This window comes from Amycolatopsis thermoflava N1165 (genome assembly GCF_000473265.1).
In the GTDB taxonomy this organism is placed as follows: domain Bacteria; phylum Actinomycetota; class Actinomycetes; order Mycobacteriales; family Pseudonocardiaceae; genus Amycolatopsis_E; species Amycolatopsis_E thermoflava.
In genome coordinates this window covers 1137077-1160463 of the sequence record NZ_KI421511.1, presented here as the reverse complement: position 1 = coordinate 1160463, position 23387 = coordinate 1137077, and the positions used below count along the sequence as shown (strand labels likewise).

At 72.4% G+C, this 23387-nt stretch carries 21 protein-coding genes; 12 read left to right on the top strand and 9 right to left on the bottom strand.

Annotation, left to right across the window (positions count from 1 at the left end):
• The first annotated feature begins 69 nt into the window (after positions 1–69).
• The 9 genes from AMYTH_RS0105700 to AMYTH_RS0105660 are packed head-to-tail and all read left to right on the top strand — an operon-like array spanning position 70 to position 8955.
• Entirely contained in the window at positions 70–558 is a 489-nt protein-coding gene (locus tag AMYTH_RS0105700; RefSeq protein WP_027929477.1) for a flavin reductase family protein, read from the top strand.
• 35 nt (positions 559–593) lie between these two features.
• Positions 594–1880, top strand: coding sequence for an MFS transporter (locus AMYTH_RS0105695; RefSeq protein WP_027929476.1), 1287 nt, complete (start codon positions 594–596; stop codon positions 1878–1880).
• Positions 1877–2872 (top strand): Ldh family oxidoreductase, encoded by a 996-nt coding sequence (locus AMYTH_RS0105690; RefSeq protein WP_027929475.1) that lies wholly within the window; start codon positions 1877–1879, stop codon positions 2870–2872. Before AMYTH_RS0105695 ends, AMYTH_RS0105690 begins: the two co-directional genes overlap by 4 nt.
• Positions 2862–3320 (top strand): PaaI family thioesterase, encoded by a 459-nt coding sequence (locus AMYTH_RS0105685; RefSeq protein ID WP_037322317.1) that lies wholly within the window; start codon positions 2862–2864, stop codon positions 3318–3320. The genes AMYTH_RS0105690 and AMYTH_RS0105685 overlap by 11 nt, the downstream gene beginning before the upstream one ends.
• An 8-nt stretch (positions 3321–3328) precedes the next feature.
• Positions 3329–4351 carry an LLM class flavin-dependent oxidoreductase gene (locus AMYTH_RS0105680; RefSeq protein ID WP_027929473.1) on the top strand — a complete coding sequence of 341 codons (1023 nt, stop codon included), beginning with the start codon at positions 3329–3331 and terminating at the stop codon, positions 4349–4351.
• Positions 4348–5970, top strand: a complete 1623-nt coding sequence (locus tag AMYTH_RS0105675) for an AMP-binding protein (protein ID WP_027929472.1) — start codon at positions 4348–4350, stop codon at positions 5968–5970. The genes AMYTH_RS0105680 and AMYTH_RS0105675 overlap by 4 nt, the downstream gene beginning before the upstream one ends.
• Positions 5963–6892, top strand: coding sequence for a beta/alpha barrel domain-containing protein (locus tag AMYTH_RS0105670; RefSeq protein ID WP_037322314.1), 930 nt, complete (start codon positions 5963–5965; stop codon positions 6890–6892). Before AMYTH_RS0105675 ends, AMYTH_RS0105670 begins: the two co-directional genes overlap by 8 nt.
• A gap of 13 nt (positions 6893–6905) precedes the next feature.
• Positions 6906–8351 (top strand): FAD-dependent tricarballylate dehydrogenase TcuA, encoded by a 1446-nt coding sequence (tcuA, locus tag AMYTH_RS0105665; RefSeq protein ID WP_027929470.1) that lies wholly within the window; start codon positions 6906–6908, stop codon positions 8349–8351.
• Complete coding sequence (locus tag AMYTH_RS0105660; RefSeq protein WP_027929469.1) at positions 8341–8955, top strand: NIPSNAP family protein; 615 nt, start codon at positions 8341–8343, stop codon at positions 8953–8955. The genes tcuA and AMYTH_RS0105660 overlap by 11 nt, the downstream gene beginning before the upstream one ends.
• Before the next feature lie 16 nt (positions 8956–8971).
• Here the strand turns inward: AMYTH_RS0105660 and AMYTH_RS0105655 are convergent, their stop codons facing one another.
• Positions 8972–9919, bottom strand: coding sequence for an MBL fold metallo-hydrolase (locus AMYTH_RS0105655; protein WP_027929468.1), 948 nt, complete (start codon positions 9917–9919; stop codon positions 8972–8974).
• A gap of 96 nt (positions 9920–10015) precedes the next feature.
• On the opposite strand from AMYTH_RS0105655, the gene AMYTH_RS0105650 reads away from it, so the two are divergent.
• Positions 10016–10909 carry an AraC family transcriptional regulator gene (locus AMYTH_RS0105650; RefSeq protein ID WP_027929467.1) on the top strand — a complete coding sequence of 298 codons (894 nt, stop codon included), beginning with the start codon at positions 10016–10018 and terminating at the stop codon, positions 10907–10909.
• Here the strand turns inward: AMYTH_RS0105650 and AMYTH_RS48655 are convergent.
• Genes AMYTH_RS48655 through AMYTH_RS0105620 form a run of 6 tightly spaced genes read right to left on the bottom strand, consistent with a single transcriptional unit; the run spans position 10879 to position 17055 of the window.
• Entirely contained in the window at positions 10879–11040 is a 162-nt protein-coding gene (locus tag AMYTH_RS48655) for a hypothetical protein (RefSeq protein ID WP_157360541.1), read from the bottom strand. The genes AMYTH_RS0105650 and AMYTH_RS48655 overlap by 31 nt on opposite strands.
• 3 nt (positions 11041–11043) lie before the next feature.
• On the bottom strand, positions 11044–12186 hold the full coding sequence (locus tag AMYTH_RS44095; protein ID WP_051362563.1) for a glycoside hydrolase family 88 protein: 1143 nt from the start codon (positions 12184–12186) through the stop codon (positions 11044–11046).
• Positions 12183–13400, bottom strand: coding sequence for a CaiB/BaiF CoA transferase family protein (locus AMYTH_RS44090; RefSeq protein WP_051362562.1), 1218 nt, complete (start codon positions 13398–13400; stop codon positions 12183–12185). The genes AMYTH_RS44095 and AMYTH_RS44090 overlap by 4 nt, the downstream gene beginning before the upstream one ends.
• Positions 13397–14539 carry an acyl-CoA dehydrogenase family protein gene (locus AMYTH_RS0105630; protein ID WP_037322312.1) on the bottom strand — a complete coding sequence of 381 codons (1143 nt, stop codon included), beginning with the start codon at positions 14537–14539 and terminating at the stop codon, positions 13397–13399. Before AMYTH_RS0105630 ends, AMYTH_RS44090 begins: the two co-directional genes overlap by 4 nt.
• Before the next feature lie 3 nt (positions 14540–14542).
• Positions 14543–15712 carry a CaiB/BaiF CoA transferase family protein gene (locus AMYTH_RS44085; RefSeq protein ID WP_084022526.1) on the bottom strand — a complete coding sequence of 390 codons (1170 nt, stop codon included), beginning with the start codon at positions 15710–15712 and terminating at the stop codon, positions 14543–14545.
• Complete coding sequence (locus AMYTH_RS0105620) at positions 15709–17055, bottom strand: MFS transporter (RefSeq protein ID WP_228684586.1); 1347 nt, start codon at positions 17053–17055, stop codon at positions 15709–15711. Before AMYTH_RS0105620 ends, AMYTH_RS44085 begins: the two co-directional genes overlap by 4 nt.
• A 222-nt stretch (positions 17056–17277) precedes the next feature.
• Here AMYTH_RS0105620 and AMYTH_RS0105615 point away from each other — a divergent pair, with 222 nt between their 5' ends.
• Positions 17278–18453, top strand: coding sequence for a PucR family transcriptional regulator (locus AMYTH_RS0105615; protein ID WP_027929464.1), 1176 nt, complete (start codon positions 17278–17280; stop codon positions 18451–18453).
• 11 nt (positions 18454–18464) lie between these two features.
• Here AMYTH_RS0105615 and AMYTH_RS0105610 read toward each other — a convergent pair whose 3' ends face one another.
• Together AMYTH_RS0105610 and AMYTH_RS0105605 are read right to left on the bottom strand one after the other, a co-directional pair.
• On the bottom strand, positions 18465–20834 hold the full coding sequence (locus AMYTH_RS0105610) for a bifunctional salicylyl-CoA 5-hydroxylase/oxidoreductase (RefSeq protein ID WP_027929463.1): 2370 nt from the start codon (positions 20832–20834) through the stop codon (positions 18465–18467).
• A gap of 10 nt (positions 20835–20844) precedes the next feature.
• Entirely contained in the window at positions 20845–22476 is a 1632-nt protein-coding gene (locus tag AMYTH_RS0105605) for an AMP-binding protein (RefSeq protein ID WP_027929462.1), read from the bottom strand.
• Positions 22477–22550: 74 nt separating this feature from the next.
• Here AMYTH_RS0105605 and AMYTH_RS0105600 point away from each other — a divergent pair, with 74 nt between their 5' ends.
• Positions 22551–23384, top strand: coding sequence for a PaaX family transcriptional regulator (locus AMYTH_RS0105600; protein WP_027929461.1), 834 nt, complete (start codon positions 22551–22553; stop codon positions 23382–23384).
• The last annotated feature ends 3 nt before the right edge of the window (positions 23385–23387 follow it).

The following is a 23387-nucleotide window of genomic DNA, read 5'->3' as shown; positions in this document are numbered from 1 at the left end:
GTAGTGGTCGAGCGCGAACAAGGCGTAAGCATGCTTGCGTTCGTCTACGCACGCTTATATGGTCTAAGCATGCTTACATTCCCGATCGACCCGGCGCGGCTCCGGTCCGTCCTGGGTCACTTCCCCAGCGGCGTCGCGGCGATCACCGCGCTGGACGGCGACGGGCGCCCGGTGGGCATGGCGGTCTCGTCCTTCACCTCGGTCTCGCTGTCCCCGCCACTGGTGGCGTTCCTGCCCGCCAAGACCTCCTCGACGTTCCCCCGCATCGCCGAGCGCGGCACGTTCTGCGTCAACGTGCTCGCCGCCGATCAGGAGGACGTGTGCCGCGCGCTCGCCACTCCCGGCGGGGACAAGTTCGCCGGCCTGTCGTGGCGGCCCGGAGCGCACGGCGATCCCGTGCTCGACGGCGTCGCCGCCTGGATCGCCTGCACCATCCAGTCCGTCCACGACGCGGGCGACCACCACATCGTGCTCGGCCGTGTCGACGACCTCGCCGCGGACACCGCCGCGGCGCCACTGTTGTTCTTCCGCAGCCGCTACCACCACCTCGCGGCCTGACACCCCGCACACCCACCTCAACGGAGAGGCTTGTCATGACCACACCTGCGACGGTCAGGCGCACCACACTCGCGGCGTCGGTCGGGAACACGGTGGAGACCTACGACTACGCGGTCTACGGCTTCCTCGCCACCGTGCTGGCCACCGTCTTCTTCCCGGCCGCGAGCCCCGGCACGGCGCTGCTGTCGTCGTTCGCCGTGTTCGGCTCGGCCTTCCTCGCCCGGCCCGCCGGCGCACTGGTCTTCGGGCCGCTGGCCGACCGGCTGGGCAGACGCCCCGCGCTGGTGGCGTCGCTGCTGCTGATGGCCGTGGCCAGCACGCTCATCGGGGTCCTGCCCACCACCGCGGTCGTCGGGATCGCCGCGCCGATCCTGCTGGTGCTGCTGCGGTTCGCGCAGGGCCTCGCCGCGGGCGGCGAGTTCACCACCGCGATCATCTACGTCGCCGAGTTCGCCCCGCCGCACCGCCGCGGCGCGTTGTCCAGCCGGGTGCAGGTCGGCAGCCTCGCGGGTTTCCTGCTGGGCGCGGTCGTCGTGCTGTCGCTGAGCACCGCGCTCAGCCGCGAGCAGATGCTCGAGTGGGGCTGGCGGGTCCCGTTCCTCCTGGCTCTGCCCATCGGCGTCATCGGGCTCTACCTGCGCAGCCGCTTCGGCGAAACACCGGAATTCCTGGCCACGCGCGGCCGGCCGGCCACAGCGCCGTCCTCCCGCCAGTGGTCCCGGGTCTTCCTGCTCATCGGCGTGTCCGTGCTGCACATCGTCGGGATCTACATGGTCTACACCTACGTGCAGAGCTACCTGATCCAGCTGCGCCTGTCCCCCGCCACGGCGACCGCGGTGATCGCGTTCGCGTTGCTCGCCGGCGTGTTCCTGGTGGCCGCGGGCGGCCGGGCCGCGGACCGGCTGGGCAAGTCCCGCGCGCTGCTCGTGGCCTCGGTCGCCGTGCTGGTGGTGACCTATCCCCTGTTCGCCGTCCTCGCCACCGCACCGCCGCTGTGGCTGGCCGTGCTCTGCACGCTGCTGCTGTCGGCGGGACCGGCGTTCTACTCCGGCGCCGCACCGATCGCCTACGTGCAGCTCGTCCCGGTGCGGATGCGCGGCAGCGTCGTCGGCCTCACCTACAACGTCGCGGTCGCCGTCCTGGGCGGCTCGGCGGTCTTCATCTGCCAGGCCCTGGTCGAGCTGACCGGTGACCGGCGCTCCCCCGCCTACCTGCTGCTGGCCGCGGCGGCGGTCAGCGCGATCGCCGCACTCGCACTGGCCCGTTCACACGAGCCGGAGCCCGCCCCCATCGCCGAACTCGCCACGGAGGCCGGTTCATGACCACCCTGTCCCTGTCCGAGGCCCGCACCCTCGTGACCGCTGTGATGACCCGCGCCCGGCACTCCCCCGCCGACGCCGGGATCATCGCCGACCACCTGCTCGACTGCGAGCTGCGTGGGCTGGCCTTCGGCGGCCTGGCCCGCGCACTGTCCATCGTGGAGCGCATCAGGGCCACCCCGGCGCCGCCGCGGCCCATGCGGGTGGTGGCCGAGACGCCGGTGTCGGCCACTGTGGACGCCGGCGACCAGGTGGGCTACCTCGCCGGGATGCGCGCCGTCGAACTCGCGATGGACAAAGCGCGAGCCCACGGCATCGCCGTCGTCGGCGCCCGCAACACCTGGTACACCGGCATGTTCTCCTACTACCTCGAAAAGGCCGCCGACGCCGGGTTCGCCGGCATGATCGCGGGCAGCGGGCCCGCCGTGGTCGCCCCGCACGGCGGCACCGAGGGCCGCTTCGGCACCAACCCGATCGCGTTCGGGTTCCCCGCCGAACCGAGCCCGGTCATCTGGGACATCGGCACCTCCGCCGTCATGCACGGCGAGGTGGTGCTCAAGGCCCGGCTCGGGGAGAAACTCGACCCCGGCCAGGCCTACGACTCCGGTGGCCTGCCCACCCTCGACCCGCAAGCGGCGCTGGCGGGTGCGCTGGGCGTGTGGGGCGGGCACAAGGGCTCCGGCCTGGCGCTGGTCGTCCAGCTGCTTGGCATGATGACCGGCGCGGCCGCCGCACCGCCCGGGATCTCGGACTGCGGGTTCTTCGTCCTGCTCATCGACCCCGGTTCCCTCACCGACGCCGCCGGCTACCGCCGCCGGGTCACCGAGTACGCCGCCTCGATCAGGGCGACCAGGCCCGTCACGGGCGGCGACCCGGTCCGGGTGCCCTTCGACCGGTCCGTGGCCCGCCGCGCCGAAACACTGCGGCGCGGCGCGATCGACGTGCCCGGCACCGTGGTCGCCGCCCTGCGAAGGGAGGCCGGGCATGCCGGATGACCCCGACGCCTTCGCGATCTCCCCGTCGGCCTCCGGCCGCCTGCTGTGCGGCGGCTGCGCCGCCGAGGACCGGTGCCGACTGGGCATCGACGCCGTCGACGCGACCCGCTTCGACGTCGTCTGCCCCGCGCACTGGCAGGGCGGGCCGGGAGTGGCGCACGGCGGCTGGACGGCCGCGGTGTTCGACGAAGTGCTCAACCTGGCCGCCCTGTCCACCGAGCCCCGCCTGGTGACCAAGTCCCTGACCGTGTCCTACCTGCGTCCAGTCCCGGTCGAGCGCCCACTGCTGGTCACCGCGCAGATCGACCACCACGCCGGCCGGGACTGGACGGTCTCGGCGCGGATGTCCCTCGCCGGGACACCGCTGGCCACCGCGCACGCCGAACTGCGCACCCGCCGCCCCGATCACTACGCCCGCCACGAAGCGTGGCTGGCCTCGCACAACTAGGAGGAACGATGGTGGAATTCTTCACCGGGCTGCAGCCCCTCGAAACCGGCGAAACCGACCCGGACCGGATGCTCGCCCGGGTCCGCGAGCTGGACCGCTCCGCGGTCGTCGACCGCGTCCTCGTCGGCTACTCCTCGACCTGGCCGCACAACCACGCCACCGCGCCGTTCGCCCTCGCCGCCAGCGAGAAGTTCGCGCCGATCGTCGCGCACCGGCCCGGGGTCATGCCGCCGGTGGCCGCCGCCCGCTACTTCGCCACGCTCGACGTGCTGGCCCGCGGCCGGCTCGCGATCAACGTCGTCGTCGGCGGGTCGGACAAGGACCTCCGGCGCGAATCCGACGCCCTGCCCAAGAGCGAGCGCTACCGCCGCGCCACCGAGTACCTCGACGTGGTGCGCCGCACCTGGACCTCCGCCGAGCCGTTCGACCACCACGGCGAGTACTACACGGCCGAGGCGGTGAAGATCCTGACCAAACCCGTGCAGGGGCAGGTCCCGATCTTCATGGGCGGCGAGAGCGACGACGCCGTCGAGTTCGGCGCCCGCCACGCCGACCTGTACATGCTGTGGGGCGAACCGTTCGCGGGCACCAAGGAACGCATCGACCGGGTCCGGGAGGCGGCCGCGCGCCACGACCGCGACATGCGGTTCTCGCTGAGCCTGCGGTTGTTCCTCGGCGACACCGACGACGACGCCTGGGCCCTGGCCCGCTCCGTGGAACGACAGATCGCCGAGGCGTCCGGCAAGTTCCTGCGCTCGTCCTCGGCCGACACCTCGGTGGGCCGCCAGCGGGCGCTCGCGCTGACCGAGGAGGAACTGCACGACGACTGCTTCTGGACCGGGCTGACGAAACTGCTGGGTGGTTTCGCCAACTCGCAGGCGCTGGTCGGCACCGAGGAGCGCATCCTGAACACCTTGGGCACCTACCGCGACCTCGGCATCGGCGCGTTCCTCGTGACGACGGGCGCCGAGGCGAGCTGGGACCCGGCCCTGGAGGACTTCCTGGCCCGGGCCAAGAAGGAGCTGGCATGACCGGAACACTCGCGCGCGGCAGCTCGGCGGAACTGGCCGACACCACGGTCGGCGCGCTCGTCGCCGAGCGCGCCCGGGCCCATCCCGGCCGGACCGCGCTGGTGTGCGGGGACACCGAGCTGACCTACGCCGAGCTGGACGAGACGGTGACGAGGGTGGCCCGCGGTCTGGTCGCGCTCGGCGCCGCGCCGGGCGAGTCGGTCGGCATTCTCCTGCCCAACCGCGCCGAGTACGTGCTCACGTGGCTGGGCGCGGCACGCGCCGGACTGGTCGAGGTCCCGGTCAACACCGCCTACAAGGGACAGTTCCTGGACCACGCGCTGCGCGGCACGGACGTGCGGATCCTGGTCACCGAGGCGGCTCTGCTCGAACTGGTCGCCGACCTGCCGGAACCGCCCGGCACGCTGGACACCGTCGTCCTGGTCGACGCCGCCGCGCCGCGCCGCGTGCCGCCCGGGGTGCGGGTGCTGACCTGGAGCGACCTGCTCGACGGTGGTGATCCGGCCGTCCCGCTCCCCCGCGTCGGCCCGGCCGATCCGGTGGCCATCATGCTGACCTCCGGCACCACCGGGCGCAGCAAGGGTGTCGTGATGCCGCACCGGATGCAGGTGGTGGCCGGGCGGGAGTGCGCCGAGCAGATGGGCACCACGCCGGACGAGCGCCTTTACACCTGCCTGCCGCTGTTCCACGGCGCCGCGCAGGTGAACATCACCATGCACGGCCTGCACGCCGGGGCGACGGTGGTGATCGGGCGGCGGTTCAGCGCGAGCCGGTTCTGGGAGGAGCTGCGCGCGCACCGGATCACCCAGTTCAACGCGCTCGGCTCGATCCTGCCGATGCTGCTCGCGCAGCCACCGTCGCCGCGGGACCGCGACCACGAGGCGCGCAAGGTCTTCGCCGCGCCCGCGCCGCCGCAGGTGCTGCACCCGTTCGAGGAGCGGTTCGGGGTGCACGTGGTGGAGGGCTACGGGCTGACCGAAATCAAGAACGTCCTCTACAACCCGTTGCGGGAGCGCAAGGTCGGCTCGATCGGGCTGCCGACCGCGTCGTCCGTCGTGGAGGTGCACGACGAGACCGGCCGGCCCGCCGCGCCCGGCCAGGCCGGGGAGATCGTGTACCGGCCGCGCGAGCCGCACGTGATGTTCTCCGGCTACCACCGCGATCCGGAAGCGACGCTCGCGACGATGCGGGACCTGTGGTGGCACACCGGCGACCTCGGCTACCGCGACGAGGAGGGCTACTTCTACTTCATCGACCGCAAGAAGGACGCGTTGCGCCGCCGCGGGGAGAACATTTCCTCGCACGAGGTCGAGTCGGTGCTGCTCGCCTTCCCCGGCGTGGTCGCCGCGGCCGCGGTCGGCACCCCCTCCGAGCTGGGCGAGGACGAGGTGCTGGCGGTGGTGCAGCCGGAGCCGGGGCAACGCCTGGACCTGGCCGGGTTGTTCGCGCACTGCGACCGGTCCATGCCGCACTTCATGGTGCCCCGCTACTACCGGGTGGTCGACCGGCTGCCGGTCACCCCGACCGGCAAGGTGCGCAAGGCCGACCTGCGCGACCACGGCCACCGCGACGCCTGGGACGCCCACGCCGCCGGGCTGACCCCCACCCGCCATGCCTGAGCCCGGCGTGCTCATCCGCGAGATCTCACCGCGGCTGACCTTCCAGGACCACCTCGTGCCCACGGACGTGAAGATCGAGCTGGTGCGGCGGCTGACCGAGGCCGGGGTGCGCGCGTTCGAGCTGTCCTCCTTCGTGCGGCCGGATCTCGTCCCCGGTCTCGCCGACGCCGGCGAGGTGTTCGCGCAGGCACGCCGGAGCGGGCTCACACTCGGCTGCTGCGTGGGCAACACGCGCGGCCTGGCCCGCGCGATCGAGGCCGGCGCGGACAGCGCGGCGTTCCTGCTGTCGGCCGACGAGGAGTTCGCCCGCGCCAACACCGGACGCTCCACTTCGGACTCGCTGGCCGAGCTGGAGCGGATGGCCGCCTTCGCCGACGGCCACGACATCGAGCTCGCCACCTACGTCATCTTCGCCTGGGGCGGCCCGACCGGGCCCGCGCGCGGCGCGGACGACCTCGGCCTGCTGGCCCGGCGGCTGCTCGACATCGGGGTGGACCGGTGGATCCTCGCCGACTCCGCCGGTTACGCGGCGCCGCCGCAGATCCGCGAGGTCGTCTCCGCCGCGCTCGCGCATGTGCCGGCCGACAACCTGACGGTGCAGATCCACGACGACCGCGGGATGGGCCTGGCCGCCCTGCTCCCGCTGGTCGAACTCGGCGTCCGCCGCATCGACACCGCGCTCGCAGGCAGCGGCGGGCATCCCGCGGTCCCCGGCGGCCGCGGCGGCGGGCTGTGCACGGAGGACGCGGTCCAGCTGCTCGAACTGTCCGGTGTGACCACCGGGATCGACCTGCCGCGGCTGATCGGCACGGCCAACTGGCTGGTCGGCGAGATCGGCGTGCGCGGCCGCGGTTTCGTCCGGCACACCGGCGCGGTGCCGCGTGCCGGTGAGTCCGCCGCACCACTCTCCTTCACCTGGTGACCGAGGAGGACCAGTGACGAATGTCGTTGTCGCCGGAGCCGGCCTGTCCGGGCTGTCCGCCGCGATCGCCGCGCGCGAGGCCGGCGCGCGGGTCGTGCTGCTGGAGAAGGGCGGCCGCCAGGACGTCGGCGGGAACGCCGCCTTCTCCGGAGGGCTGTTCCTGTTCCGCTACGACGGCCCGGACGACCTCACATCCATCACGACGGACGTCGAGCCCGGGCTGGAACACGACCGGATCGAGGCCCCGCCCTACACCGCCGAGGCCTACACCGCCGAACTCATGGCGATGAGCGGTGGCCGCGCGGACCCGGCGCTGGTCGGCGCGCTCGCGCAGCGGTCCCTGGACACCGTGCGCTGGCTGGCCGGCCGGGGCGTGCGGTTCGTGTTCAACCGGACGCTCGGCGCGCAGGTGCGCGACGGCGTGCTGCACGTGCCACCCGGGCAGGTCCTGACCTGCGCCGGTGCGGGGATGTCCCGCGGGTTCGCCGTGATCGAGCCGCTGCTGCGGCACGCCGAGCACATCGGCGTCGAGATCCGCTGGTCCACGCCGCTCGCCGGCCTCGTCCGGGAGAACGGCCGGGTGACGGGCGCGGTGACCGGCGCGGGTGTGGTGCCCGGTGCCGTGGTGGTCGCCACCGGCGGGTTCCAGGCCTCCCCCGAGCTCCGCCTGCGCCACCTGGGGCCGGACTGGGCGACCACGCGGCTACGCGGCACCCGGCTGGCCACCGGGGACGGGATCACCGCCGCGATCCAAGCGGGTGCGACGCCCGCGGGTGACTGGTCGCGCTGTCATTCGGCCGCGGTCGACCCGTCCCAGCCCTCACCCGGCAGTAGCGCCGCGCCGCCACCGTTCCCGCTGCACGGGTTCTGGCTCGGCGTGCTCGTCAACACCGACGGCGAACGGTTCGTCGACGAGGGGCCCGGACCGTGGGTGCGGAACTACTCGAAGATGGGTGCGGCGATCAGGCGGCAGCCCGGGAGCGAGGCGTTCGAGATCTTCGACCAGCGGACCGCGGCGCGGGTGGCCGACGAGTTCGCCGGGGCGGCCGTGCCGGTCACCGCGCCCACCCTGCCCGCCCTCGCCGAGCGCATCGCGGTGCCCCCCGACCGGCTGGCACGCACCGTCGAGGAGTTCAACCGCGCCTGCCGCGACGGGCGCACCGTTGGTCTCGCCCCGCGCAAATCCCAGTGGGCCACGCCGCTGGACACACCACCGTTCGTCGCCTACCACGCCGTCACCGGCCTGACCTTCACCTTCGGCGGGGTGGGCATCGACCCGGACGGGCGGGCGCTCGACGCCGGCGGCGCACCGGTGCCCGGGCTGTACGCGGCCGGTGAAGCCACCGGGGGGTTGTTCTCCGGCGACTACCCGGGCGGGGCGGCCCTGATGCGCGCCGCGGTCTTCGGCCGGGCGGCCGGGCACACCGCGGCGACGGAGAGGATCGACGATGCTGTATGAGCTGACCGAGCTGGCGCTCGAACTCCGCGCGGTGCCGGAGGCGCTGCCGGCGCTGGAGTCCTACACCACGGACAGCGCCGCGGGCGGGACGCTGCTGGGCTGCTGGGAGACCGAGCACGGCGTCATCGTCGGCCGGTTGCTGCTGCTGCGGGAGTTCGCCGACGCCGGGGCCCTCGCCGCCGAACGGCAGCGGATCCTCACCAGCTCCGACCCGTTCGGCATCGGCGAGCACCTGGAATCGTTCCGCGTCTGCAGCTATGCGCCGTTCCCGTTCCTGCCGCCCGTGCGGACCGGACAGTTCGGCGGCGTCTACGAGTTCCGCACCTACCGGCTCAAGGTCGGCGGCCTCGGCCCCACGATGGCAGGCTGGGAGGCGGCCCTGCCCGAGCGGTCGAAGCTCTACCCGCTCACCACGGCGATGTACGCCCTCGACGGCGCACCCCGCATCACCCACATCTGGCCGTTCCCCAGCCTCGACGAGCGGCTGGCCATCCGCCGCGAGTCCTACGAACGCGGGATCTGGCCACCGGAGAACGGCCCGGAGAACATCGCCCACGCCACGTCGACCGTCGCGATCCCCGTGCCGTTCTCCCCGCTGCGGTGACGCCACTCCGATGTGGTCACCGGCGCACGTCGGCTGGTGGGCGGTCCGCCTCGTCGGCGCCGATCCAACGGTCGATGCGGAACCGGTTGCCGTCGCGCTTCACCTCGGCCGCTCCGGCGCCCGCGAAGTGCGCGGGGATCACGATCTCCACCTCGTCCGCGGCTTGTTCGAGCAGGCGCCTGCGGGTCGCGGCCGCCTGCTCGCGGTCCTCGCAGAAGCAACTGTTGCAGGTCGGCTCCAGAATCTGCACGGGGCTGTGCAGGATGTCGCCGACGAAGACGGCCTTGTCGCCGCCGGAACGCACGCGCAGCACGGAGGATCCCGGGGTGTGCCCGGGCGCCGGTTCCAGGGTGAGGTTGCCGTCCACCCGGTAGCTGTCCTCCCACAGCGTGGCGCGGCCGAGCACCGGCGCGATGCTGTCGGCGTAGACGAGGAGACTTCCCTTCCGCCGCAGGCGTTCGTAGTCGTCTCGGGGCGCCGGGCGGCGTCCGGCGTTCTCGGGCGCGAAGTAGCGCGCGTCGACGGCCGGGATGAGGTAGGTCGCGTTCGGGAACGTCGCCTCCCAGCCTCGGGCGCCGCCGAGGGTGTTCCAGCCGACATGGTCGTAGTGGATGTGGGTGTTGACGACGACGTCCACGTCGTCCGGCCGGACGCCGGCGGCGGCGAGGCGGTCGAGGAAATCGGTGTCGAGGTGGTCGAACAGCGGGATCTGCGGCCGGTCGCGGCCGTTGCCCACCCCGGTGTCCACGAGCACGGTCTTTCCCTCGCTGCGCAGGACCCAGGTCTGCACCGCGCCGCGGTAGGCGCCGGTGTCCGGGTTCCAGTGATCGGGCGCCAGCCAGGACTCGTTGTCCCGCCAGATCTCCGGGGCGCTGTCGGGGATGATGAAGCGGGCCGGTGCGATCTCGCCGGTCCATTCGGGCACTTTCGTCACTTCGACCGCGCCGATGGTGAAATCAGCCATGAGCCCAGGCTAGGCACCGCGGGTGAGCCAGTGAATGATCGATCGGCGCAGTTGCATACGCGTCCGGCCCAGTGCGTGAGCGATAGAGTCGACGGTGTGGATCTGCTCAGCGACATCATCGGGGTGATGCGCACCGGACGGCCCGCGGCGAACCGGATGCGGGTGGGTCTCCCGTGGTCGTACCGGTTCGCGCCGTACGAGGGCGCGGGTTTCCACGTACTCGTGCGCGGGTCCGGCTGGCTGCTGATGCAGGGCCGCGACCCGGTTCAGCTCGGCCCCGGGGACGTCGTGCTCCTGCCCGCCGGTGACGGGCACGTGCTGTCCGGCTCGCGCGACGGGGCCGGCGCCGTGCCGTTCGAACACGCCGTGGCGGATCCGTCGGGCAGCGTCGAGTTCCTCTGCGGCAAGTACCGGCTGGACCGGCGGCACACCCACCCGCTGCTGGCCGCGCTTCCGGACCTCGTGCACCTGCCCGCGCGCGTCGGCGACCACAGCCACCTGCGCGGGGCGCTGGACCTCCTGGCCGCCGAGACGACCACCCGGCGTCCGGGGCGGGACGCCGCGCTGGCCGGCCTGCTCGATCTCCTGCTCGTCTACCTGATCCGCGCCTGGTTCGACGATCACGGCCACCTCGGCTGGCCGCGGGCGCTCCGCGATCCCGCCATCACCACGGTCCTCGAAGCGATGCACCGCACCCCCGGCAGGCCGTGGCGGATCGAGGACCTGGCCGCGGAGGCGGGCCTGTCCCGCACCACGCTCACCCGGAAGTTCACGGATCTGGTCGGGCAGGCCCCGATGACCTACCTGACGCACTGGCGGATGACGCTCGCGGCCCGGCTGCTGCGGGAAACCGACCTGGGGCTGGCGTCCATCGCGCAGCGCGTCGGGTATGCCTCGCCGTTCGCGTTCTCGCACGCGTTCAAGCGTGAATTCGGGGTCGCACCAGGGCATTACCGCGCTTACTCGTCCAGTTCGCCGGGGAGCGGGTAGCCCGCGGCGCACCCGGCCCGCGATGCCCGCGGCGAGGTCACCACCCCGGTGCGGGTGTTCCCGGCCACCCGCACCGTGATCTCCCGGCCGTCGTCCATCCCCTCGATCAGCACCACCAGAACCTCGGCCATGGCTCAGACCGCCAGGGGGTCGAGGTCCCCGTCGAGCACGGCGAGGGCTTCGGTGAAGTAGTAGTCGCCCCAGACCAGCTCGTCCGCCGTGGCCAGTCCCAGGAGCTTGTTGTAACAGCCGGTGGTCAGCACGGCGATCTCCCCGGGCAGGCCGGGTACCGGACGCAGGTACCCGGTGACCAGCGCGTCGACCGTGCGACGCGCCAGGTCCCGGTACTTCCGGCCGCCCCTCAGCAGCGCGGCGAGCTTGAGCAGCGCGGCCGCCGCGATGGCGGTCGCCGAGGTGTCCTTGAAGGTGTGCGGGACGGCCGGGTCGTCGAAGTCCCAGAAGGTGACCAGGTCCTCCGGCACATGCGCCGCCCACCAGTCGGCGACGGTCACCGCGGTGTCGAGGAATTCCGGGTGCCCCGGCAACCAGTGCGCCGACATCGTGAACGCGAGCATGGCCCACGCCTGGGCGCGCGCCCAGGTGCTCGACGGCGAGTGGCCCTTGTGGCTGTACCGCCGCACGAGCTGCCCGGTCACCGGATCGACCGTGCCGGACTGGCACACCGAACCGTCGTCGCGCACGCAGATCTCGATGTGCCGTCGGGCGTGCGCGACCGCAGCGTCGCGCATCCGGTGGTCACCGGTGCGGTCGGCGACCGCGGAGAGCAACGCCGACACGGCACCGACCGCGTCGATGCTGGTCTCGGCGTCCCCGACGCTGTGCGCCTCCTCGGCTGCCGTGCCCAGGGGCATGATTCCCGCGGCGGGATTGAACGAGCCGGCCAGCCCCCGCGCTCCCCGCTCGGCGCGTTCCCACGCGGCCCCGTCGCCGAGCAGGTGACCGCCGAGCGCGGCACCGTAGTGGAACAGGAAGCCGCGGAAGATGGTCGGCGAGTGCTCCCGCCCGTCGAGACGGGCCGAGTACGCGCGGGCGGCTTCCCGGTGGCGGCCGCCCCGGCGGGCGGCCAGCCAGAGCTGGCCGACGAAGTGCCCGCCGGTCCAGTCCCCGTCCGGGGTGGTCGTCCACTCCCCCGTGCGGACGTCGGCGTGGTGCGGCAACCCGGGCAGGCCGGCGTCGACCGTCTGGTCCACCCGTGCCTGCATGCGGGCGCGGGCGGCCGCGAACGTTGCGGCCTCGGTGTGCGATCCGGCGGTCATCGGTGAACCTCCTCGTGCTCGACGTGGCCGGGGCGGACGGCGCCCTGGCTCGCGAGTTCCGCGATCCGGTCCGGCCGGTATCCGAGTTCGCCCAGGACTTCCGCGGTGTGCTCCCCCAGCCGCGGGACCGCCCGGCGCACGTCCGCGCGGCTCCGGGACAGGCGCACCGGGAAGCCCACGACGCGAGCCCGGTCCTGGCCCGGGACCTCGACGTCGACCAGGAGCTCGTTGACGGCGAGCTGCGGGTGCCGCAGCGCCTCGGCGAGCGTGAGCTGCGGGGCGCACAGCAGGTCGGCCGCCTCGAAGCGCTCCAGTGCCTCCGCCGTGCTGAGCCGGGCGACGACCGGGGCGATGATCTGATTGGCGATGTCCTTGTTCCTCGCCTGCAGCTCGGTCGTGGCGAGGTCGGCACGCAGGCTGAGGTCCGGGATGTCCAGGGCATCGCAGATCAGCCGGACCGCGTTGTCCCGGAACAGGCCGAGGACGGTGACCACGCCGTCAGTCGTGGGGAAGGTGCCGCCGTACCACTGGGTGACCCAGTTCAGCGTGTGCGCGTACATCGTGTGCGCCGCCGCTTCGAGCATCTGCATCGCCACGGCCGTGTCGAGCAGGTTCACGCTCACCTCCTGCCCGAGCCCGCTGCGCTCCCGCTCCAGCAGAGCGGCGAGGATGCCCTGCACCAGCCCCATGCCCGAGGCGTAGTCCACCTGGGCGGTGGGGTTGAGGTAGGACGCCAGTTCCCGGTTCCCCACCGCCCTGGCGAGGCCGCTCACGGTCTGGGCCAGCATGTCCTGCCCCGGTTTGTGCGCCAGGGGCCCGGTGGCGCCGAACCCGGATGCGCTGCCGTAGACCAGCCGCGGGTACCGCGGCGCCAGGTCCGCATAGGACAGTCCGAGCCGGCGGATCGCGTGCGGCCGGTAGTTGTGCACCAGCACGTCCGCCTCGGCGAGGAGCCGGTGCAGGACGTCCATCCCGCCGGGCGTCTTCAGGTCGAGGGCGATGCTGCGCTTGTTGCGGTTGAGCGCCACGAAGTACGACGACACCCGGCCGTGCGCCACGGCCTCCCGGTCGAGCGTGCGCATCGCGTCCCCGCGTTCGCCCCGTTCGATCTTCACGACGTCGGCACCGAGGTCGCCGAGGGTCTGGCCGGCGAGCGGTCCCTGCATGATCTCGCAGAGCTCCACGACGCGGACGCCCTCGAGTGCGCGGCTCATGCGGCGCCCACCCCGGCGTAGGCGGCCTTGGCGATGAGCGTTCGCTGGATCTGGTTGGTGCCCTCGTAGATCTGCGTGATCTTCGCGTCCCGCATCATCCGTTCGACGGGGTAGTCGCGGATGTAGCCGTAGCCGCCGAAGAGCTGGACGGCGTCGGTGGTGACGGACATGGCGTTGTCGCTGCACAGCAGCTTCGCCATGGCCGCACGGGCGCGCGCGTCCGGGTGACCGGCCTCGATCAGCGCCACGGCCTCGTAGAGCAGGGCACGGGCGGAGGCGAGCCGCACGGCCATGTCGGCGACCATGCCGCGGACCATCTGGAACCGCGACACGGATTGGCCGAACTGCGACCGTTCCGAGGTGTAGGCGAGGGCGGCGTCGAACGCCCCCTGCGCGACGCCCAGCGCCTGCGCCGCGATCAGCGCCCGGCTGCCGTTGAGTTCCGCCATGATGTAGCGGTATCCCTGGGTGGGGTCGCCGACGACCCGGACGTCGGGGACGACGCAGTCGTCGAGCACGAGGTCGGCGGTCGGGCTGCCGCGCAGGCCCATCTTGCGTTCGTGCGGCCCGAAGGACAGGCCCGGGTCGTCGCGGTGCACGATGAACACACCGTGGCTGCTCTCGCCGGTGCGGGCCAGCACCGCGAACCAGGTGCCCCAGGGCGCGTTGCTGATGAAGCGCTTGAGACCGGTGAGGCGCCAGCCCCCGTCGACCTTGGTGGCGGTGGTGGTGAGGCCGGCGACATCGGATCCCGCGGTCGGTTCGGTGAGGCACCAGCCCGCGCCGGCCTGCCCGCTCGCCACCTGCGGCACGACGAGCTTCTGCAGTTCCTCCGAGCCGTGGGACAGGATCGTGCAGGTGCCCGCCCAGTTCACCAGGAGCACGTGCGAGGTGGTCATGCAGGCCGCGGCGATCTCCTCGATCGCGATGACCTGCGACAGCAGATCGGCTCCGGAGCCGCCGAGGTGCTCGGGGTGCGCGAGACCGGCCAGGTCGGCCTCGACGATCGCCTGCCACGCCTCCTCCGGGAACCGCTCCTTCTCGTCGACGTCCGCGGCGTGGGGCGCGATCCGCTCCGTGGCGAGCTTGCGCACGATCGCCCGGAAATCGGCGTGGACATCGGTCTCGATGGTGCTCATGTCTCAGGAATTCCTCTCCGTGTGCGGGTGGGGCCGGGTGATCGGGGGCCAGCTCAGGTCCCCGGCCGCGGCGTCGTGCGGGGCCACGACCCGTGCGGCGTCGTCCGGGGTGAGCCCGAACGACGCGAGCACCGCGGCGGTCTCCCCGGGGGCCGGCGCGCCGCCGGGTGCGGCGGGAGTGCGGGAAAACCGTGGTACGGCGGGCACCCGGTCCAGCGCGAAGTCCGGGTGACGGGCGGTCAGGTGCGGGTGCGTCGCCAGTTCCCCCGGCTCGAGCACGGGAGTGACGCACGCGTCGCTGCCGGCGAAGTGCGCGGCCCAGGTGTCGCGGTCCTTGCCGCGGAAGACCGCCTCCAGCGTGCGGGTGAGCTCGGGGAACCGGGCGGGGTCGAGGTGGTCCGGCACGTCGTCGCCGAGGCCGAGTTCGCTCCACAGTGCCGCGAAGAACCGCGGTTCGAGCGCGCCCACCGCGACGTAGCGCCCGTCGGCGCATTCGTAGGTGCGGTAGGCGGGCATGGTGCCGGTGAGCGCACCGGCCCCGCGCCGGGGCAGGGTCGGTGTGCCCCAGTCGGCGAACGGCATGGCCATCATCGACAGCACGCCGTCGACCATGGCGGCGTCGACGTGCTGGCCGACGCCGGAGCGTTCCCGCTCGTGCAGCGCGGCGAGGATGCCGAACGCGGCCAGCAGGCCTCCCCCGCCGAAGTCGGCCAGGAGGTTCAGCGGCGGGGTGGGCGGGGCGCCCGTGGCACCGAACGTGCCCAGGGCACCGGCGATGGCGAGGTAGTTGATGTCGTGCCCGGCCCGCTGCGCGAGCGGGCCGTCCTGGCCGTAGCCGGTCAGGCTGCACGAGACCAGTCGCGGGTTGATCCGGCTCAGCCGCTCGTGGTCGGCCCCGAGCCGGGCGGCGACGCCCGGGCGGAAACTCTCGAGGAGAACGTCGGCGTGTTCGACCATGCGGTCCAGCAGCGAGCGCCCCTGCGGGGTCTTCAGGTCCAGCTCGATCGCGTGCTTGCCGCGACGCAGCACCGGAATGGGGGCACCGGTCCGGCCGCCGCCGACCATCACCACGTCCGCGCCGAGGTCGGCGAGCAGCATGCTGCAGTAGGGCCCCGGGGCGAGACGGCTCAGGTCGAGGACGCGGATGCCCGCCAGGGCCTGGGAGCTGGTCATAGGGTTCGCTCCAGCTTCGGCGAGGCGGCGAGACGGCGATCGCGGGCTCCGGATGCGCGGAGCGCGACGGTGCTGAGCAGGCTCAGCACGCCCAGCACGCCGAGCAGGACGCCGACGGCGAGTACGCCGTGCGCGGCGGCCAGCGCGGCCGCGACCAGTGGCGCGATGGCACCGCCGAGGATTCCGCCGAGGTTGTAGGCGATCCCGGCGCCGGTGTAGCGGTAGGCCGTCTGGAACAGCTCGGGCAGGTAGGCGCCCACCGGGCCGTAGGCGATGCCGTAGAGCCCCATCATCGCCGCGAGGGTCACCGCGAAGGCGACGCCGGAGCCGCCGGTCAGCCAGGCGAACAACACGACGACGGCCGGGATCGTCAACGCGTAGCCGACGATGATCGTGCGCCTGCGGCCGAACCGATCGGACAGCACGCCGGCCGCCACGGTCGTGATCGCCAGCGCGATGCTCGCCACGATGCCCAGCCCCAGCACGGTGGCCCGGGTAAGGCCAGCCCCCGACCGCGAGGTGCCGAACGAGGTGAGGTAGGCGGTGGCCACGTAGAACAACGCGAACAGGATCGTCAGCACACCGCCGCCGAGCAGCACTTCCCGCCACTGCGCCCGGAACACCGCCCGCAGCGGCAGCACTTCCGGCGTCCCCGAGGCTTCGAGTTCCGCCAGGTGTTCGCGGAACGCCGGGGTTTCGGTGACCGCCAGCCGGACGTACAGTCCGATGAGGACGAGCACGGCGCTGGCCAGGAACGGGATCCGCCAGCCGTAGGAGAGGAACGCGGGGCTGCCCGAGCCGACGGCCAGATCGACGACCAGGAACGTAGCGCTGGCCAGCGCGAAGCCGAACGCCGGGCCGAGCTGTGGAAAGACCGCGTACAGCCCGCGTTTCCCAGGTGGGGCGTTCTCCGCGGCGAGCAACGTGGCGCCGGCCCACTCGCCGCCGACGGCGAAACCCTGCAGGAAACGCAGCACCGTCAACAGGATCGGCCCGGCGGCGCCGATGACCCCGGCCGGCGGCAGCAGCCCGATGACCATGGTCGCCACGCCCATCAGCAGCAGCGTGGCGACGAGGGTGTTCTTGCGCCCGAGCCGGTCCCCGAAGTGCCCGCACACCACCGCGCCGAGCGGCCGCGCGACGAAAGCGACGCCGAGGGTCGCCAGTGACGCGACGGTCCCGGCCGCCGAACCGAGCGCGGGGAAGAACACCGTCGGGAAGACCAGCGCCGCCGCGGTCCCGTAGATGAAGAAGTCGTAGAACTCGATGGTCGTGCCGGCACAGCTCGCCATGGCCACACGGACCAGCGTCGTGCTCGGCACCTGCGTCGGTTGGTCGCTCACGGCGCTCATCTCCTTTGATGAGGTCGTGGTTGTGCACCACGACAATGGGTGTTGCCGAAGCGGGATCAGCAATGGCGTCCCGGTCGCCTCGAAAACCGCCGCACATGCGGCCTGGCTGCTACTTTAGGTGCGACACTCGGGCACGAACCATGTCTGACCCACTGACGCACGAGCCCGTTGATTGTGCCGTCGCACAACAGGCTGCTCGGGAAGGAAGGTCCGATGAGGGAGTCCGCGGGCATAGCCGGCACCTTCGACGATCTCGCGCGGCTGCTGCGCGACAACGCCGACCGGCTGGCCGGGGAGATCATCACCGAAATCGTCGAGAAGGTGCCGACCTATGCGGCCGTCCCCCGCGCGTCGCTGCACCGGTCGTTGCGGCAGCACATCGAGACCGCGTCCCGCTCGTTGACCGACGGGCAGGTCCCCGAGCAGGTTCAGGACGTCTCGGTGGCCGCGGAACGGGCCCGCGCCGGAATCCCGATCGAACACGTCCTGCTCGCCATCCGGCTGTCCTTCCAGGCGCTGCGGGAGTTCGTGATCCGCGCGGCGACCGGCCTGGGCGTCGAACCCGCGATACAGCTGGAGGGCGTCCGCATCCTGTGGGAGGTGAACGACCTCGTCAGCCGCGAGTACGCGGTGGCGCACCGCGACGAGGACCTCGACATGGCGCGCACCGCGGAGACCCGTCGCGTCGAGTTCGTGCGCCGTCTGCTCCGGGATGGACTCGCCACGCCCGACATGGGACTCCACGCGGCTTCGTTCGGACTCGTCGCCACCGCCCGCTACCGCGCGTTCCGGGCCCGGCCCGGCACCGGGGAATCGGCCGCGCAGCTGCTGCAGGCGATCCTGCGCTGGGGCACCACGCACCGGCTGGCGCCGTTCGGCGCGGTCGTGGAGGGCGAGGCGGTCGGCATTCTCACCGGGGAAGGCCTGCCCGGGGAGGGCCCGACGGTCGGCGTCGGGCCTGCCGTCGAACTGACCCAGATCCCCGAATCCCATCGGGTCGCGGGCCAGATGATCGAGGTCGGTCTCGAGTTCGGCCGCACCGGACCGCAAACGCTGGAGAACCTCTCGCTGCGGGTGGCGGTCGCGTCCGAGCACGGGGTCGGCGACCACCTGGTCGACCGGATCCTCGGACCCCTGCTCGCACAGGGCGAGTTCGGGCAGGAACTCGTGTCCTCCCTCGACGCGTTCCTCGCCGCCGGCATGAACACCGCGGCGGCGGCCAAGGCGCTGGTGATCCACCCGAACACGGTGCGGTACCGGATCAACCAGGCGAAACACCTGTCCGGCCGGAAGCTGGAATCGGCCCAGGACATCAGCGAGGTGTGGTGGGCGCTCCGGCGGCACGAATGGAAATCGCGCGCCCGGCGACTACGCGACAGCGGCGGCTGACCTCCGGCGCCTCACCCCCGTCCAGGCCGCCACCTGCGGTGCGCCGTGCCCGGTTCGCCGTGGCGGATGAGTTCCAGTCGTGGCTTCGGGCCTTCCGTGCGGCCGGTTCGCGGGCGGCGGGAGCCGGCCCGCCACGGGAGCGGCCAATCCGCGCCCGGGCCGGTGAACTCCTGTTCCGCGGCCGCGTGCAGGGTCCAGTTCGGGTCGTAGAGGTGGGCGCGGCCGAGCAGGCACAGGTCCGCGCGGCCGGCGAGCAGGATCGAGTTCACGTCGTCGTGCGAGGAGATCGCGCCCACGGCCATCGTGGCGACGCCGGTGCGGTTGCGGATCCGGTCGGCGAACGGGGTCTGGTAGGACCGGCCGAACGCGGGTTTCTCGTCGGGGTGGACCTGGCCGGTGGAGACGTCCACGAGATCCACACCGGCCTCGGCGAAGGCGGCCGCGATCTCCACCGCGTCGTCGGCCGTGATCCCGTCGTCGCACCAGTCCGTGGCCGAAATCCGCACGCTCATCGGGCGGTCGGACGGCCACACCTCCCGCATCGACGCGAACACCTCCAGCGGGAACCGCAACCGCGCCCGCAGGGAACCGCCATAGCGATCCGTGCGCCGGTTGGTCAGCGGCGAGATGAACGACGACAGCAGATACCCGTGCGCGCAGTGCAGTTCCAGCAGGTCGAACCCGGCTTCGACGGCGCGCGCGGCCGCGTCGGTGAACTGCTGCCGGATCTCCCCCAGGTCCCGCACGGTCAGTTCCCGCGGCACCTGGTTCACCCCGGGCCGGTACGGCAGCGGCGAAGGCGCGACGACCGGCCAGTTGCCCTCCGGCAGCGGCTGGTCGATCCCCTCCCACATCAGCCGCGTGGAGCCCTTGCGGCCGGAGTGCCCGATCTGGATGCCGATCTTCGCCGTGGTCTCGGTGTGCACGAAATCGGTGATCCGCCGCCACGCCCGGGTCTGCTCGGCGGTGTAGATCCCGGTGCAGCCGGGGGTGATGCGGCCGGTGGCGGACACGCACACCATCTCCGTCATCACCAGGCCCGCGCCGCCGAGCGCCTTGCCGCCGAGGTGGACGAGGTGGAAATCCCCGGGCAGGCCGTCGGTCGCCCGGTACATGTCCATCGGGGACACCACGACCCGGTTCTTCAGCTCCAGCCCGCGCACCCGCAGCGGCTGGAACATCGGCGGCCGCACGTCGCCGTCACCGTTGCCGCGCCGCTGCTCGTGCCGGGCGAACCACTCGTCGACCCGCTCGACGAACTCCGGGTCGCGCACGCGCAGGTTGTCGTAGGTGACCCGGCGGCTGCGGGTCATGATGTTGAAGGCGAACTGCACCGGCTCCTGGTGCACGTACTGCCCCAGGTTCTCGAACCACTCCAGGCTGGCCTGCGCGGCGCGCTGGGTCGACTCGACCACCGGCCGCCGTTCGGCTTCGTAGGCGGCCAGCGCCCGCTCGACGTCCGGTTGTTCGTGCAGCGCCGCGGCGAGCGCGAGGGCGTCCTCCATGGCGAGCTTGGTGCCGGAGCCGATCGAGAAGTGCGCGGTGTGCGCGGCGTCGCCGAGCAGGATGATGTTGCCGTGGCGCCACCGCTGGTTGCGCACGGTGGTGAAGTTGATCCAGCGGGAGTTGTTCGCCAGCAGCTGGGCGTCGCCGAGCACGTCGGCGAACAGTTCCCGCACCAGCGCGATCGACTTCTCGTCGGAATCGCCGGGCGCGAACTCGCGGTCGGCGAAGGCCCTGAACCCGGCGCGCTGCCACACCTCGTCCGCCATCTCCACGATGAACGTGCTGCCGGTGGCGTCGAACGGGTAGCCGTGGATCTGCATGACCCCGTACGGGGTGTCGACGATGTAGAACTTGAACGCGTCGAACACCTTGTCCGTGCCGAGCCACATGTAGGCGCAGCGGCGGGACTCCAGCGACGGGCCGAACACCGCGGCGTGACGGGCACGCACCGCGGAATTCACCCCGTCGGCGGCGACCACGAGGTCGTAGTCCGCGGCGAGCCGGTCGACGTCCGGGGCGAGCGTGCGGAAGTGCAGCCGCACACCGAGGTCGGCGCACCGGTGCTGGAGGATCTGCAGCAGCCGTTTCCGGCTCATCGCGGCGAACCCGTGCCCGCCGCTGGTGAGCACCTCGCCGCGGTAGTGGACGTCGATGTCGTCCCAGCGGGCGAACTCGCGCTCCATCTGCCGGTAGATCGACTCGTCGGCGTGCTCGATGCCGCCGAGCGTCTCGTCGGAGAACACCACACCGAAGCCGAACGTGTCGTCGGCGGCGTTGCGTTCCCAGACGTCGATCTCGTCGCCGGGGCTCAGCTGCTGGGCGAGCGCGGCGAAGTACAGCCCGCCCGGGCCACCGCCGACGACCGCGATCCGCATCCTCGTCTCCTCACCGGGCCTGCGCTGCGCGCTGCCGCAGCTTGAACCGCTGGAGCTTCCCGGTCGCGCTGCGCGGCAGGCTGTCCACGAACTCCACGGCCCGCGGGTACTTGAACGGGGCGATGCGCTGCTTGACGAACGCCTGGAGCTCGCCCACCAGATCCGCGTCGCCCGCGACGCCCGGTTGCAGGACCACGAACGCCTTGACGATCTGCCCGCGTTCCTCGTCCGGCGCGCCGACCACCCCGCATTCCTGCACGGCGTCGTGCGCGAGCAGCGCTTCCTCGACCTCCGGGCCGGCGATGTTGTAGCCGGCGGAGACGATCATGTCGTCGTTGCGCGCCAGGTAGTGGAAATAGCCCTCGGAATCGGCGACGAACGTGTCGCCGGTGATGTTCCAGCCGTTCTGCACGTAGGCGGCCTGCCGGTCGTCGGCGAGGTAGCGGCAGCCGGTAGGGCCCTTCACGGCGAGACGGCCGGGTGTGCCGGGTGGCAGCGGCTCGCCGTGGTCGTCGAGGATGGCGGCCCGGTAGCCGGGGACGGCGCGGCCGGTGGCGCCCGGCCGGATGTCGTCGTCGGCGGCGGAGACGAAGATGTGCAGCATTTCGGTGGAGCCGATGCCGTCGATGAGCGCCAGTCCGGTCGCCTCGTGCACGGCCCGCCAGGTCGACTCCGGCAGGTGCTCCCCCGCCGACACCGCGCGGCGCAACCGGCCCAGCGCCTGGACCCGGCCGGAGCGCAGCATGGAGCGGTAGGCCGTCGGGGCGGTGAAGCAGACGGTGACCTCGTGGGCCTCGATCGCGTCCGCGAGCTGGTCCGGTGTCGCCTTTTCGATCAGGAGTGTGGCCGCGCCGGCGCGCAGCGGGAAGACGAGCAGCCCGCCGAGGCCGAAGGTGAAGGCCAGCGGTGGCGTCCCGGTGAACAGGTCGTCCGGGCGCGGCTTGAGGACGTGCCGGGAGAACGTGTCGGCGATCGCGAGGATGTCGCGGTGGAAGTGCATGGTGGCCTTCGGCCGTCCGGTGGTGCCCGAGGTGAAGGCCAGCAGGGCGACGTCGTCGGCCGCGGTGTCGACGGCGGTGAACTCGGCCGGCGCGCCCCGGGTGCGCGCGTCCAGATCGTCCGGGGCCGCCGAACCGTAGGTGACCACGGGCGCGCCGCCCAGGTCCGCCGCGAGCAGTTCGCCGGTGAAGCGCGCGTCGCACAGGGCGAGGCCGACCTGGCTGATCTCGGCGATGGTGGTGAGCTCGGCCGAGCGGAGCAGGGGCATGGTGGGCACGGCCACCGCGCCGGCCTTCATCACGGCGAGCCAGCACGCGGCCAGCGCGGGGGTGTTCGGGCCGCGCAGCAGCACGCGCTGTCCGGGCACGACGCCAAGTTGCTCGGTGAGCACCCACGCGGTGCGGTTCACCTGGTGCCGCAGCTCGCCGTAGGTCCAGGCCCGGCCGTCCGTGGTGAGCAGGCACCTGCGGTCCGGCCCGTGCTCGGCGATCACCGCGTCGAGCAGTTCGGCCCCGCAGTTCAGCCGTTGCGGGTAGGGCAGGTCGAGGAGGAGTTCGGGCCACAACCGCGCCGGCGGGAGGTGGTCCCGGCAGAAGGTGTCGACATGAGCGGAGGGGCTGAGCCCCGGACCCACGGTGGTCATACGCCAAGTATTCTCTCTTCGTGACGACAGTCAAGCAATCGTCAGAAAGCGGGGCACCCGATAAGCTGCGCCGCGTGCCCACCGATCCCGAGGACCGCGCGCCGAAACCACGCGCGCTGATCGTCACCGTCTACGGCCTCTACGCCCGGGAGGCGGGCGGCTGGATGAGCGTCGCCTCGCTCATCCAGTTGCTGGCGCAGTGCGGGGTGGACGAGCCCTCGGTGCGCTCGTCGATCTTCCGCCTCAAGCGCCGGGGACTGCTGACCGCGGCGAAGGTCGGCGGGGTCGCCGGATACGAACTGTCCGACACCGCACGGGAAATCCTCGACGAAGGCGACCGCCGCATCTTCGAACGCCGCCGCGCCAGCGCCGACGAAGGCTGGCTGATGGTGGTGTTCAGCGTGCCGGAGTCCGAACGCGACAAACGCCACCAGCTGCGCTCCCGGCTGTCCTGGCTCGGGTTCGGGACCGTGTCGGCCGGGGTGTGGATCGCCCCGGCGCACCTGCTCGACGAGACCCGCGAAACCCTGGCCCGGCAAGGGCTGCAGGGCTACGTCGAGCTGTTCCGGGCCGATCACGCGGGCTTCGCCGCGACCGCGGACCGCGTGCGCGACTGGTGGGACCTGGACCGCCTGCACGAGCTCTACGACGCGTTCCTGACCCAGCACGGGCCGGTCCTGGCCGGTTACCGGCGGCGCCGCCGCATCGACGGCGCCCGCGCGTTCGCCGACTACGTCAGCGCGCTCACCGACTGGCGCCGCCTGCCCTACCTGGAACCCGGGCTGCCGCTCGACGTGCTGCCGCCGGACTGGATCGGCATCCGGGCGGCGGACACCTTCTTCGAGCTGCGGCGCAGGCTGGCCGGTCCCGCGCACGACTACGTCGAATCGCTGCGCGCGGCGGCCTGACCG